The organism is Methyloversatilis sp. MC4-4, from assembly GCF_049843555.1.
In the GTDB taxonomy this organism is placed as follows: domain Bacteria; phylum Pseudomonadota; class Gammaproteobacteria; order Burkholderiales; family Rhodocyclaceae; genus Methyloversatilis; species Methyloversatilis discipulorum_B.
In genome coordinates this window covers 179,563-192,032 of sequence record NZ_JBBHZK010000002.1, presented here as the reverse complement: position 1 = coordinate 192,032, position 12,470 = coordinate 179,563, and the positions used below count along the sequence as shown (strand labels likewise).

The 12,470-nt window shown below is 66.4% G+C and carries 11 protein-coding genes and 1 tRNA gene; 8 read left to right on the top strand and 4 right to left on the bottom strand.

Annotated features, from left to right (window positions below; translation table 11 throughout):
* Positions 1 to 157: 157 nt before the first annotated feature.
* Positions 158 to 233, bottom strand: a tRNA-Asn gene (locus WDZ97_RS07740).
* Positions 234 to 447: 214 nt separating this feature from the next.
* Here WDZ97_RS07740 and WDZ97_RS07735 point away from each other — a divergent pair.
* From WDZ97_RS07735 to WDZ97_RS07705, 7 genes are all read left to right on the top strand, one after another.
* Entirely contained in the window at positions 448 to 2,238 is a 1,791-nt protein-coding gene (locus WDZ97_RS07735) for an AsmA-like C-terminal region-containing protein (protein ID WP_425762366.1), read from the top strand.
* An 89-nt stretch (positions 2,239 to 2,327) separates the two neighbouring features.
* A complete protein-coding gene (rfbB, locus tag WDZ97_RS07730; protein ID WP_425762365.1) occupies positions 2,328 to 3,395 on the top strand; it encodes a dTDP-glucose 4,6-dehydratase in 1,068 nt (355 codons plus the stop codon).
* Positions 3,392 to 4,285: a dTDP-4-dehydrorhamnose reductase gene (gene rfbD, locus WDZ97_RS07725; RefSeq protein ID WP_425762364.1), complete on the top strand. Its 894-nt coding sequence runs from the start codon at positions 3,392 to 3,394 to the stop codon at positions 4,283 to 4,285. Before rfbB ends, rfbD begins: the two co-directional genes overlap by 4 nt.
* Positions 4,286 to 4,305: 20 nt before the next feature.
* Complete coding sequence (gene rfbA, locus WDZ97_RS07720) at positions 4,306 to 5,187, top strand: glucose-1-phosphate thymidylyltransferase RfbA (RefSeq protein ID WP_425762363.1); 882 nt, start codon at positions 4,306 to 4,308, stop codon at positions 5,185 to 5,187.
* Positions 5,187 to 5,738: a dTDP-4-dehydrorhamnose 3,5-epimerase gene (gene rfbC, locus WDZ97_RS07715; protein WP_425762362.1), complete on the top strand. Its 552-nt coding sequence runs from the start codon at positions 5,187 to 5,189 to the stop codon at positions 5,736 to 5,738. Before rfbA ends, rfbC begins: the two co-directional genes overlap by 1 nt.
* A gap of 177 nt (positions 5,739 to 5,915) precedes the next feature.
* Positions 5,916 to 6,380, top strand: coding sequence for a c-type cytochrome (locus WDZ97_RS07710; RefSeq protein WP_425762361.1), 465 nt, complete (start codon positions 5,916 to 5,918; stop codon positions 6,378 to 6,380).
* Positions 6,381 to 6,390: 10 nt separating this feature from the next.
* Positions 6,391 to 7,713 (top strand): FAD-dependent oxidoreductase, encoded by a 1,323-nt coding sequence (locus tag WDZ97_RS07705; protein WP_425762360.1) that lies wholly within the window; start codon positions 6,391 to 6,393, stop codon positions 7,711 to 7,713.
* Between the two features lie 151 nt (positions 7,714 to 7,864).
* Here the strand turns inward: WDZ97_RS07705 and ylqF are convergent, their stop codons facing one another.
* Complete coding sequence (ylqF, locus tag WDZ97_RS07700; protein WP_425762359.1) at positions 7,865 to 8,773, bottom strand: ribosome biogenesis GTPase YlqF; 909 nt, start codon at positions 8,771 to 8,773, stop codon at positions 7,865 to 7,867.
* A gap of 115 nt (positions 8,774 to 8,888) precedes the next feature.
* Between ylqF and WDZ97_RS07695 the strand changes: the two genes are divergently transcribed.
* Entirely contained in the window at positions 8,889 to 9,332 is a 444-nt protein-coding gene (locus WDZ97_RS07695) for a BLUF domain-containing protein (RefSeq protein ID WP_304000802.1), read from the top strand.
* 67 nt (positions 9,333 to 9,399) lie between these two features.
* On the opposite strand, the gene WDZ97_RS07690 is transcribed toward WDZ97_RS07695, so the two are convergent.
* Entirely contained in the window at positions 9,400 to 10,476 is a 1,077-nt protein-coding gene (locus WDZ97_RS07690; protein ID WP_425762358.1) for a PEP-CTERM sorting domain-containing protein, read from the bottom strand.
* Between the two features lie 299 nt (positions 10,477 to 10,775).
* Entirely contained in the window at positions 10,776 to 12,362 is a 1,587-nt protein-coding gene (locus WDZ97_RS07685; protein ID WP_425762357.1) for a gamma-glutamyltransferase family protein, read from the bottom strand.
* Positions 12,363 to 12,470 lie beyond the last annotated feature (108 nt).

Here is a 12,470-nt window from a genome sequence, read left to right as displayed (position 1 = left end):
ATCCGCCCCACGGGATCTGGTCGGCCGGGTTACGTTGGTCTCGTCCCGCAGTCCGACATCGCCCGGCGGGGCGCTACACAGGCATCCGCTTCGCCGCAGCAATCGGATTCCGCGCGTAAACGGAAAAGGCCCGCATCGCTGCGGGCCTTTTGTGTCTTGGCTCCCCGACCTGGGCTCGAACCAGGGACCTACGGATTAACAGTCCGGCGCTCTACCGACTGAGCTATCGGGGAAGAAAGAGGCCGCAACTATAGACAGCCTTCCGATAATCGTCAAGCGATTGATGGGATATTTTCTTCGGGCTGAATGTGCGGTCACTCGGCACCCGAGTCGATTTATGATCGCGTCACCGCTGCCTGCAAGACTGTCTGGCAGCCACAACCGCATGACTTCATCTCTTCAGCGTCGGTGATCGAGCCGGCGCGGCAAGGCGGCCAGCGCGCATCCATGAACGAAAATGCTGTTTACGTAAAGACCGAGGCCGGCGAAGAGGCGGTGAGCAAGCGCACCATCGTCCAGCGCAACCTGCGCTCCATCCTGATCATGATCGATGGGCGCACGCCTGTCGGCAATCTGGCGCAGCAGTTTGGCGATCCGCTCATCGTCGAGGGCCTGGTCGGCGAACTGGAGCACCGCGGACTGGTGCGCCGGATCGACGCGCCCGCGCAGGGCGAGGAGGCGGACCGCGCAGAGCTGTCGTCCATGCTGGTCGATATCGAGGATCTGGTCAGCCAGCCGATCACGCCGGTGTCGGACGACATCCGGCGGGCGCATGAAAAGGCGTCCGCGAAGGAATCACCGGTGCTCGACGAGTTCGCGATGGCCTTGCCCGAACTGGCGGCGCCGGCCCCGGCGAATGCCCCGGCCCCGGCTGCAGCGTTGTCTGCGGCCGACGATGTACGGGGTGCCATTCGTCGCGCGATGATGTCCGCCTCGCCGGATGCCGCTGCCGCGGAGCGGAGCGGCGGTGGCCTGCAACGAGTGTTCGACCTGTTCGCCGGACGCGTCGGGGACCGCAAGGGCCCCCCGGGTTCGCTTGGCAAGAAAATCGTCCTTTCCGCGTCGGTGCTGCTGGTGCTGCTGGTCGGTCTTTTCTTCCTTTATCCCTATCAGCGCCATCTGCCGCACTTCGAGTCCCTGGCGACCGAATTGCTGGGGCAGCCGGTGCGCATCGCTTCGGTTTCGCCCAGTCTGTTCCCCGAGCCGTCCATCGCGCTTGAAGGGGTGACGGTGGGTGGGCCGGGGCAACTCGAAATCGGCGCGGTGAAGTTGCTGCCGCGGGTGTCCACGCTGCTGTCGGAACGCACGGTTCTGCGCGACGTGCGCATCGAGCGTGCGGCACTGAATCTGTCTTTCCTGCCCGCGCTGTCGCGCCGCCAGGACATCAACTGGGCTTCGCGCTGGGTCACGGTCGAGCACGTCAGCATGGTCGACGCCAGCATCGTGTTGCTCGACGGTTCGATCGGCGCCCTCGGCGGCGATCTGGCGCTGGACGAGAACGGCGTGCTGACGCGCCTGTCGCTCGCCTCTGCCGACGGCGGGCTCAAGCTTCAGGGCAACAACGCCGGCGGCGTCTGGAGCGTGTCGATGACGGCGCTGGGGTGGCAGACCCCGGGCAAGCCTTCGCTGCTGTTCGACGTGCTGGAGGCGCAGGGCACGCTGAACAGTCGTCGTCTGCAGTTCGACAAGCTGGATGTGAAACTCTACGACGGTTATGCGACCGGCAGCGTCGCGCTGGACTTTGCGGATGTCGCAAGGTTCGAAGGGCAGTTGCAGACCTCCCGTCTCAGCCTTGGCGGCCTGCTGAAGGTGTTTGCACCGACGCTGTTGCTGACCGGCGATCTGTCCTTGTCCCTGTCGCTGACCGGCGAGGGCAGGAACTACGAGGAACTGCAGAAGAACCTCCGGGGCACCGGCACGATGGGCGTGCAGCGCGGGCAGATCGAGCGCGTCGATCTTGTGCAGGCGGTGCGCATTCCCCGACCGGGTGGTGTGCGCGGCGGCAGCACGCGCTTCGATCGGCTGGACGCCAATGCGGTGGTCGACGCCAGCGGCGTGAGCCTGAGCCAGGTGGTGATGGAATCGGGCCTGGTCGGCGCCAACGGTACGCTGCGTCTTGCCGACGACACCCTGCGCGGGCGTCTCGATGTGACCTTGCAGGGCTCGGCAACGACGGTGCGCGCGCCGGTGAGCATCGAGGGGCCGTACGCGGATCCGGTGGTGAAGCTGCTGCGCTGAGCAGGTCGAGGCATCGCGCAGCTTTCACCGCGTGCTGTCATGCCAGGCGGTAAAGTGATGGCCCTAACAATCGCACAGGCGTTTGCATCATGACCATCCTGGTAACCGGCGGTGCCGGCTTCATCGGCAGCAACTTCGTTCTCGACTGGCTGGCCGGCAGCGATGAGCCGGTCGTCAACCTCGACGCGCTGACCTACGCGGGCAACCGCGCCAACCTGGCGTCGCTCGATGGCGACGGGCGGCATATCTTTGTGCACGGCGACATCTGCGACCGTGATCTGATCGACCGCCTGCTCGCGCAGCACCGTCCGCGCGCCATCGTGCATTTCGCCGCCGAATCGCACGTCGACCGCTCGATCCACGGCCCGGGCGAATTCATGCGCACCAACGTCACCGGCACCTTCACGCTGCTGGAAGCGGCCCGTGGCTACTGGGGCACGCTCGAAGGCGACGACAAGGCCGCCTTCCGCTTCCACCACGTGAGCACCGACGAAGTCTATGGCTCGCTCAAGCCGAGCGACCCGCCGTTTGCCGAAACCAATGCCTACGAACCGAACAGCCCCTACTCGGCGAGCAAGGCGGCGAGCGACCATCTGGTACGCGCCTGGCACCACACCTACGGCCTGCCGGTGGTGACCACCAACTGTTCGAACAACTACGGCCCCTACCACTTTCCAGAGAAGCTGATCCCGCTCATCATCGTCAATGCGCTGGCCGGCAAGCCGCTGCCCGTGTATGGCGACGGGCAGCAGGTGCGCGACTGGCTGTACGTAAAGGACCACTGCGCGGCCATCCGCGAAGTGCTGGCGCGCGGCCGTCTGGGCGAGACCTACAACATCGGTGGCTGGAACGAGAAGCCGAACATCGACATCGTGCGCACCGTGTGCGCGCTGCTCGACGAAATGAGGCCGGACGCTTCCGGCCCCTACGAACGGCTGATCACCTATGTGAAGGACCGCCCCGGCCACGACCGGCGCTACGCGATCGACGCCCGCAAGATCGAGCGTGAACTGGGGTGGCGGCCGGCGGAAACCTTCGACACCGGCATCCGCAAGACGGTGCGCTGGTATCTGGACAACCAGACCTGGGTGCAGGACGTGCTCAGCGGCGGTTATCGCGACTGGGTGAGCAAGCAATACGGCGGAGCGTCGGCATGAAAGTCCTGCTGTTCGGCAAGGGTGGACAGGTTGGCTGGGAACTGCAGCGCGCGCTTGCTCCACTGGGTGAGCTGATTGCGCTGGACTTCGACAGCACCGGACAACTGTCCGGCGACTTCAGTCAGCCCGAGGCCGTGGCCGCGACCGTCCGCGTTGTGGCGCCGGACTTGATCGTCAATGCCGCAGCGCACACGGCGGTCGACAAGGCCGAGAGCGAGGCCGATCTGGCGCGCCTGATCAACGCGACCACGCCCGGGCGTATCGCACAGGAAGCGAAGGCACTCGGCGCCCACCTTGTTCACTATTCGACGGATTACGTGTTCGACGGCAGCGGTGACGCCCCGCGCGACGAGGCGGCGGCGACCGGGCCGCTCAGCGTCTATGGCCGCACCAAGCTGGAGGGCGAGCAGCTGATCGCCGCGTCCGGCGCCACTCACCTCATCCTCCGCACCAGCTGGGTCTATGCTGCACGCGGCGGCAACTTCGCGAAGACCATGCTGAAACTGGCGAAGGAGCGCGAACGGCTCACCGTCATCGCCGACCAGATCGGCGCGCCGACCGGCGCCGAACTGCTGGCCGACGTCAGCGCACACGCTGCGCGCATGCTGCGCGCCCGGCCCGAACTGAGCGGGCTCTACCACTGCGTCGCCGCCGGCGAAACGTCCTGGCATGGTTACGCCACCCATGTGATCGAACGCGCGCGCGCGGCCGGTCACGCGATCAAGGTTGCACCGGACGCCATCCTGCCCATCCCGACCACCGATTACCCCACACCGGCCACGCGTCCGCTCAATTCGCGGCTCGATACCCGCCGGCTGCGTGACACCTTCGACCTCGTGCTGCCGCCCTGGCAGCAGGGCGTGGACCGCATGCTGGCCGAAATCCTCTGAACAGAATCAGGAGCACCCTCATGACACGCAAAGGCATCGTACTGGCCGGTGGATCCGGCACGCGCCTGCACCCGGTGACGATCGCGGTATCGAAGCAGCTGATGCCGGTCTACGACAAGCCGATGATCTACTACCCGCTGTCGACGCTGATGCTGGCGGGCATACGCGACGTACTGGTGATTTCGACGCCGCAGGACACGCCGCGCTTCCAGTCCTTGCTCGGCGACGGTTCGGCCTGGGGCATGCGGATCGAGTACGCGGTGCAGCCCAGCCCGGACGGCCTGGCGCAGGCCTTCATCATCGGCGAGGACTTCATCGGCGGCGGTCCCTCGGCGCTGGTGCTCGGCGACAACCTTTTCTACGGCCACGAATTCGCGCATGACCTGAAGTCGGCCAGCGCACGCGAGACAGGGGCTACGGTGTTCGCCTACGGCGTGACCGACCCGGAGCGCTATGGCGTGGTCGAGTTCGACGCCAACGGACGCGCGATCAGTCTGGAAGAGAAGCCGGCCAAGCCGCGCAGCCGCTACGCGGTGACCGGGCTTTATTTCTACGACGGGCAGGCGAGCACGATCGCCAAGGCACTGAAGCCGTCTCCGCGCGGTGAACTCGAGATCACCGACCTGAACCGCGTGTATCTGGAACGCGGCGCGCTGGAAGTGCAGGTGATGGGCCGCGGTCACGCCTGGCTGGACACCGGCACGCACGACTCGCTGATCGAGGCGGCGCAGTTCATCCAGACACTGGAGAAGCGCCAGGGCCTGAAGATTTCCTGCCCGGAAGAAATCGCCTGGCGGCAGGGCTGGATCGATTCCGACCAACTGAAGAAGATCGCCTCCCCGCTGGCCAAGAGCGGTTACGGCCAGTATCTGCTGCGCATCATCGACGAACAGGTGTTCTGATGAAGGTGATCGAAACAGGTATCCCCGGGCTGCTCGTGCTTGAACCGAAGGTGTTCGGTGACGCCCGTGGCTTCTTCATGGAAAGCTTCAACGCGCGCACCTTTGCCGAGGTGACCGGGCTGAAGCTGGACTTCGTGCAGGACAACCACTCGCGCAGCGGACGCGGCGTGCTGCGCGGACTGCACTACCAGGTGCAGCGGCCGCAGGGCAAGCTGGTGCGCGTGTCGCAGGGGCGGGTGTTCGACGTCGCGGTCGACCTGCGCCGGTCGTCGCCCACCTTCGGCCGCTGGCACGGCGTGGAACTGAGCGGCGAGAACCACCGGCAGTTCTGGGTGCCAGCGGGGTTTGCGCACGGTTTCTACGTGCTGAGCGAGTCAGCGGACTTCCTGTACAAGACGACCGACTACTACGCGCCGGAGCACGAGCGCAGCCTCGCCTGGAACGACCCGACGGTGGGTGTCCAGTGGCCGCTGGACGGCGAGCCGCTGCTGTCGGCGAAGGATCTGGCGGGCAAGCCGCTGGGTGAGTGCGAAGTGTTCGAGAACCTCTGATCCGTTGCCGGGGCGGCTGCCGAGGCGGCGATCGGGAGGCACGCTGCGCCTGTCGCGTGCCGGCCGGAAGCTGTCTACAACATGAACGTCATTTAATCCGTGCGGTAATCCCTGGTTAACACCCGGGATCGCGCCGGGTGGGAGCATCTTCCTCGTTCTCGATGCGGGAGGATTCCCATGAGTGACCTGAAGAAGAGGCTGGCACGTATTGCGCTGGCGGGCGGTCTGGCGACCAGCGCATTCGGCGTCGGGGCCGCCGTTGAAGATGACCGGCTGCTGGCGTCCCAGTGCCTGGGTTGTCATGCCGCGGATGCGTCCGGCGCAGGCGGCTTTGATCGTCTGAACGGTGAGACGGCCGCCGAAATTTCCGAAGAGCTGACCGAGATGCGGGCTTCAAGCAAGGAGCTCGACATCATGCATATGCAGGCACGCGGCTACACGGACGACCAGATACGACGCATCGCCGACTGGTTCGTCCGTTACGCGCCGGCCGCAGGTGCGCGCGGCGCGGGCACCGAGGACGAACCAAGTCGCGACGGGCACAAGGAGGCAAGGGGCGCAAGCACGAAGAAGGTGCCGGCACGGAAAGCGTCAACGAAAAAGGCGGCCGCGAAGCGGCCGACCGTACGGAAATCGAGCTGAGGGCGCCGACATGACTTTCGAGACTGTGTTCAAGCAGCCGCTGGATCGTCGCGGCTTTCTGGGGGCGCTGGGCGGTGCCGCCGCATGGATGGCGGCCGGCATTCCGAAGCCGGCCCGTGCCGCCGCGGCGCGCATCGTGGTGGTGGGCGGCGGTTTTGGCGGAGCGACCGCAGCGAAGTACATCGCGCAATGGGGCGGCGCCGGCGTGTCGGTGACGCTGGTAGAGCCCAATGCACGTCATGTTTCCTGCATCCTGAGCAATCTGGTCCTGAATGACCGGATCAAGCTGGCAGGTCTGGGATTCGGCTACGACAAGCTGAAGCAGCGCTACGGCATCGAGGTGGTGGCTGACCGCGCGGTGGCGGCTGATCCGGATGCAGGCAAGCTGGACCTCGCCAGCGGCATCACCGTGGATTTCGACCGGCTGGTGATCGCACCGGGTATCGCGTTTGATCCGGTACCGGGCCTGGAGACACCCGAGCAGCAGATTCTGGTACCGCATGCGTGGGTGGCGGGTCCGCAGACACAGACCTTGCGCGATCAGTTGAACGCGATGCGTGATGGCGGAACGGTCGTGATGAGCATTCCCCGGTCACCTTACCGTTGCCCGCCGGGGCCGTATGAGCGCGCCTGCGTGATCGCCGATTTCCTGAAGCGCAGGAAGCCCCGGTCCAAGCTGGTCCTGCTCGATGCCAACGCGGATATTCAGGCCGAACCTCTGATGTTCCGCCAGGCCTTCGCCCAGCTGTATGCCGGTCGGCTCGAATATGTCCCGAATGCCGAAGTCAGGCGGGTGAGTTTCGAGGGCGGTCGCAAGCTGGCTTGGGTCAGCGACGGCCTCGATGGCGAGACCGCCTGGCGGGCCGACGTGCTGAACGTCATTCCACGCAACACCGCGGCAAGGCTCGCGCACGACATCGGGGTAGTGAACGTGAATGGCCGATGGGCCGGGGTGGATCCGCTGACCTACGCGTCGACGGCGGCGCCGCGCATCCATGTGATCGGCGATGCGCAGGGCACCGGTCTGCCGAAAGCGGGGCATATCGCCAACTCCGAGGCGAAGATTTGTGCCGACGCGATCGTCCGGCTCATCAATGGCTGGCCGGTGGACGAACCCGTGCGCATGCAGAGCGTAGTGGCGAATTCCGCCTGTTTCAGCCCGATCACCTACGACACGGCGTCATGGCTGAATGCCGTCTTTGCCTACGATGCTGCGAGCGGATCGATGAAGCGGGTCGATGCGTCCTTCGGTGAAGCGCCGACGCGCAGCAAGGACAACTTCGAACAGATGCTGAAATGGGCGGCCCGCCTGTTCGACGACACCTTTGCCTGAGCGCGGTCGCGGCCGACCGGTGTTGCACCGCATTCGATGCGTGGGCCGCCGCGCGCCGGATTGATGCGGTGGGCCGGGCGGTCATGTCCCGCCGCGCCACGTCCGCGCCGACGCGGCACGAACGCCTTTCCGCGGCCGCGGACAGCGGCCCTCAGGCGTTGTCGCCTTCCGCGGATGCAGCAGCCCTGGCCGCCTTCGCGGCCTTGTCCTCGGCCAGCATCTGCGCGCGGGTTTCCGGCGTTTCAAGGCTCACACGGCCGATCAGACCGTCGCGGTAATCCTGCAGCAGCGTGAACGCGGCTTTTTCCAGATCGGGTGCGCCGCCCTTGATACGGTAGCCGCGTCGCGCGGCGATGTGTTCGATCACCGCAACGCCGTCCATATCCGGCGTGCAGCCGTAACGGGCGGTGAGCATCTGCGGGTAACGCGCCTGCAGCAGATTGCCGAGAAAGGTGGCGACCTCTTCGTCGATGATGGCGTTGCGGCCGATGGCATGGCTGGCGGCCAGCATCAGACCATCGCTCTCGTGCTCGATCTTCGGCCACATCAGGCCCGGCGTGTCGTACAGCGTGAGCCGCGGGTTCAGATGGATGCGCTGGATGCTCTTGGTGATCGCCGGCTCGTCACCGGTAGCGGCCACCTTCTTCTTCACCAGCGCATTCATCAGCGTCGATTTGCCGACGTTCGGTATGCCCATGATGATGACGCGCAGCGGCTTCAGATTGTCGTCGCGGTGTGGCGCGAGCGATTGCGCCAGCGACTGGATGCGTCCGGCGTCGCCCGGCTTGCGCGCCGACATGGCGACCGCCTTGGTGTTCGGCTGGCTGTTGAAGAACTTGAGCCAGGCCGCGGTCACGTCGGGATCGGCCAGATCCGCCTTGTTCAGCAGCTTCAGGCAGGGTCGGTTCCGGTGCGTGCGGATGGCGTGGATCAGCGGATTGCTGCTCGCCTCCGGCAGGCGCGCGTCGAGCACCTCGACCACGACGTCGATCGATTTCATCGCGTCGGTCGCGTGCTTGCGCGCGGCGGTCATGTGACCGGGGAACCACTGGATGGACATGTGAGGCGGGCGGGGCGGCGGGAAAGGTCGCCATTCTACCGGTCGACGCGTTGCCTCGCCCTGAAACACCGGAACGCCTGATGTGGTCGAAGCGGACACTTCACAGGAGACCGCCATGCTCGTCCGCCTCATCTACGCCAGCAAGGTCCGCGACGGCCTCGCACCTGGCGACATCGACCACATCCTCGCCCGCTCGCAGGCGAACAACGCGCGCGTCGGCGTCACCGGGGCGCTGTGCTACACCGGCGGCGTGTTCCTGCAGTGTCTGGAAGGCGGGCGGCGGGAGGTGAACGAGGTCTACCACCGCATCGTCGGCGACCCGCGTCATCGCGATCCGGCCATTCTCGGCTTCACCGAGGTCACGGCGCGCGACTTCGCCGACTGGGCCATGGGATATGTCGGCTACACGGCCGATAACCGCGCGCTGTTCCTGAAGTACTGCCCGCGCCCCGAATTCGACCCGTACGCGATGAGTACGGCCTCGGTCGAGGCGCTGCTGCACGAACTGCTCGGCGTGGCGCGCTGGAAGACGGCGCGCGCAGAACGCCCGAGTGCGTGAGGCCCACCCCCTGCCGACGGAAGCGCTACAACGCCTGCGGCGACCGATCCCGTCCGGCGTTGGCCCGTCAGCGGATCCGGCGGCGACACATCCGCCCGACCACCGCAAGGCCGGCCATCATCGACAGCCAGGTCGACGGTTCGGGCACAGGTGCCGCCATCAGGTTGGCGGCGGCCATCTGCGCGCCGATGTAGCGGCCGACTTCGCCGGCACCGACCGGGTCCGCTTCGTCGAAGGGCTGAGCCTCATGGTCCTCCGGATTGTAGGCACCCAGATACTCGTAGAACTCGTAGCGCCGGATGACCGACTTCCGGTTGTCGACATCGGCGGCAAGGGGCTTTTCGAGCAGCAGTTCGTCACCCTCGCCGTTGTCCTTGTCTGCCGGCTTGGCCTGGAACAGCACCCACTCGATTTCGGTTTCCGACTGTTCGCGCGGCACGACCGCGTTGTCGCTCAGCAGTTCTTCAAGTTCGACCTCGCGCTCGATCTCGGTCGTGTAGACCTTGACCCACTGCGCCACCCCGTATTGCTCGCGGTCTTCCGCAGGTTCCGGTGCGATCACCGCCTGTACGATCGGCGGAGCTGGCGGCAGGCCGGGGTCGGCGGGTGCGGGATCGACGACCTGCCACGCCGGGGCGGCGATCAGGACGTTGCTGCCGACCGCGCTGATCTGACCGGTGGCCGCGTCGCCCTTGAGCCAGCGGTACTGGGTAGTGGTCGCATTCTTGTTCAGACCGAGACCGAAGTGTTCGCAGCCGCTCCCCGCATAGCCGGCTCCACCACCTGACCAGCAACTGTGACCGTCGGTCGGCGAGAAACTACCCGGCACCGGCGTTGCAGCCAAGAAGACGCCGCGGGCACTGTCATAGGCGCTGAGGTAGCGAACGAAGATGCCATCGGCGAAGCTGTCGATGCGCGGACTGCCGTAGCGGTTGTAATCGCCGCCGAAGGTGTAGCTGACGTCTGCCGCCGACACGCCATGCAACTCGATCTCGAAGCCGTGCGTTTCAGAACCGGTGTCGTTATAGACGTCGAAATTGCTCAGGCTGCCATACAAGGTCGGGCTGGCCAGTGTGGCGCTGGTGCCTCCGGCCAGCAGCGCGGCGACGATCCAGCGCGCGGTGTTCGATGATTTTCTGTGCATGGCGCTCTCCTCGTGCCGAAGTGTGGGGGCAGCGCTTTCCGCGGATGGCTCCCCTCCCGGAAATACGCTGCGCCTGCCGCGGAACGAGTCAGCAACGAGCGACGCGCACTGTCCGACCGAACAATGCGTGTCGTCGTCCCGTGACGCGACCACGATCTGCCGCCATCGTCCTGCACGGACAATAACCATGCATTAAGTAGGGATTAACGCTCGGCCGGACTCCATTCGGCCGGCCGAGGCCGGGGCTCGCCGGATCGTCAGGCTTTCGGGTCGGCAGCCGGCGCCGTGCGCCGGGGCGCTCAGGCGTACTCGACTGAACCATCCGATCGCGGGTCGGATGCACCTTCCACGCGACCATCCGGGTGTCGCACGATCAGCCCGGCGTGTCCGGCGCTGTCGTCGAAATCGCTGAGCGATTCGATCGCGTGGCCGCGCGCGGCCAACTGCTCGAACACCTCGGGGGCGAAGCGCGACTCGAGCTTCAGCGTTTCGCTGGCCGAACCCCAGGTGCGGCCGAGCAGCCAGCGCGGTGCCGACACGGCATCCTGCACGCTGTCACCGAAGACGAGATGGCGAGTGAACACCGTGGCCTGAAACTGCGGCTGACCGTCGCCACCCATGCTGCCGTACACCACGGTGCGTCCGTCCTTCAGTTGCGCCATCGGTGGATTCAGCGTGTGGAAGGGCTTGCGGCAGGGGTCGAGGGCGTTCAGCGCGCCCGCCTGCAGCGAAAAGCTGATGCCGCGGTTCTGCCACAGCACGCCGGTATCGCCGGCCACCACGCCGCTGCCGAACTCGTGATAGATGCTCTGGATGAAGCTCACCGCACGGCCTTCGCCATCGACGACGCCGAGCCAGACGGTGTCGCCGGGCGCCGTGTTGACGCGGCCGCCGGCGCGCTCGGGATCGATGCTGTCGGCCAGGGTGTCGAGGCATTCCGGTGACAGCAGCGATTGCGCGTCGACACGCATGCGTGCCGGATCGGTCAGATAGCGGTCGCGGATGCGGAAAGCCTGACGCGTCGCCTCGACCACGCGGTGGATGTAGTCCACCGACTGCCCGTGCAGCCCCTTCAGACCGAGACGGTCGAGTTGCCCCAGTATCAGCAGCGACAGCAGACCCTGGGTCGGTGGCGGCATGTTGTAGATGCGACCCAGGCTGTGCTCGAGCTGCAGCGGCGTGCGCCATTGCGCGCGGTGGGCGGCGAAGTCGGACAGGCGCAGCGGACTGCCGGCACGCTCCAGCGCCGACGCCATGCGCCGGGCCAGTTCGCCGGTATAGAAATCGGACAGACCCTCGCGCACGAGCTGCGATAGCGTGTCGGCCAGCCGCAGCTGGTAGAGCGTGCTGCCGGCCGCGGGCAACTCGCCGTCCGGCATGAAGTTCAGCGCGAAACCGGGCTGCGGGCCGACCTCGGGTTCCTTCACGCGCAGACTGCGTGCCAGGTTCTCGGTCACCGTGACGCCGTTGCGCGCATGATGTTCGGCGTCGCGCAGCAGGCGCGACAGCGGCAGTCGGCCACCGGCTTCGGCCGCTGCCTGCAACGCAAGCTGCCAGCCGGACACGGTGCCGGCCACGGTCAGTGCGGCCAGCGGGCCGCGGTTCGGGATGCGATCGCGCACGTCCTGGTCGGCGTACCAGGCGCGGCTCGCCAGTGCGGCAGAGGCGCCGCACGCGTCGATCGCGCGCGGTGCCTCGCCCGGTTCGGCGATCAGCCAGAAGCCGTCGCCGCCGAGCGCGTTCATGTGCGGGTAGACGACGGCGATGGTGGCCGCTGCAGCGATCATTGCCTCGATGGCGTTGCCACCTTCGCGCATGACGTCGCGCGCAGATTCTGCAGCGAGGTGGTGGGGGGCGACGGCGATGCCGCCCGTGCTTGAAGTCATGTTTGGCTCCTGTTTCGGGTGGGCGCGAAGTAACGCCGTGCGCCGCTATGGTGCATCAGTCGCGTCCGCCGTGCATCCTGGGCGCTGCAAATGGGTATAACGCCCTGA

Bases quoted from the DNA above. Each gene is read 5' to 3' on its own strand.
- WDZ97_RS07690 (WP_425762358.1), bottom strand. From the start codon at position 10,476: ATGCACAGAAAATCATCGAACACCGCGCGCTGGATCGTCGCCGCGCTG.
- rfbD (WP_425762364.1), top strand. From the start codon at position 3,392: ATGAAAGTCCTGCTGTTCGGCAAGGGTGGACAGGTTGGCTGGGAACTG.
- WDZ97_RS07685 (WP_425762357.1), bottom strand. From the start codon at position 12,362: ATGACTTCAAGCACGGGCGGCATCGCCGTCGCCCCCCACCACCTCGCT.
- WDZ97_RS07705 (WP_425762360.1), top strand. From the start codon at position 6,391: ATGACTTTCGAGACTGTGTTCAAGCAGCCGCTGGATCGTCGCGGCTTT.
- rfbA (WP_425762363.1), top strand. From the start codon at position 4,306: ATGACACGCAAAGGCATCGTACTGGCCGGTGGATCCGGCACGCGCCTG.
- WDZ97_RS07695 (WP_304000802.1), top strand. From the start codon at position 8,889: ATGCTCGTCCGCCTCATCTACGCCAGCAAGGTCCGCGACGGCCTCGCA.
- rfbC (WP_425762362.1), top strand. From the start codon at position 5,187: ATGAAGGTGATCGAAACAGGTATCCCCGGGCTGCTCGTGCTTGAACCG.
- ylqF (WP_425762359.1), bottom strand. From the start codon at position 8,773: ATGTCCATCCAGTGGTTCCCCGGTCACATGACCGCCGCGCGCAAGCAC.
- WDZ97_RS07735 (WP_425762366.1), top strand. From the start codon at position 448: ATGAACGAAAATGCTGTTTACGTAAAGACCGAGGCCGGCGAAGAGGCG.
- WDZ97_RS07710 (WP_425762361.1), top strand. From the start codon at position 5,916: ATGAGTGACCTGAAGAAGAGGCTGGCACGTATTGCGCTGGCGGGCGGT.
- rfbB (WP_425762365.1), top strand. From the start codon at position 2,328: ATGACCATCCTGGTAACCGGCGGTGCCGGCTTCATCGGCAGCAACTTC.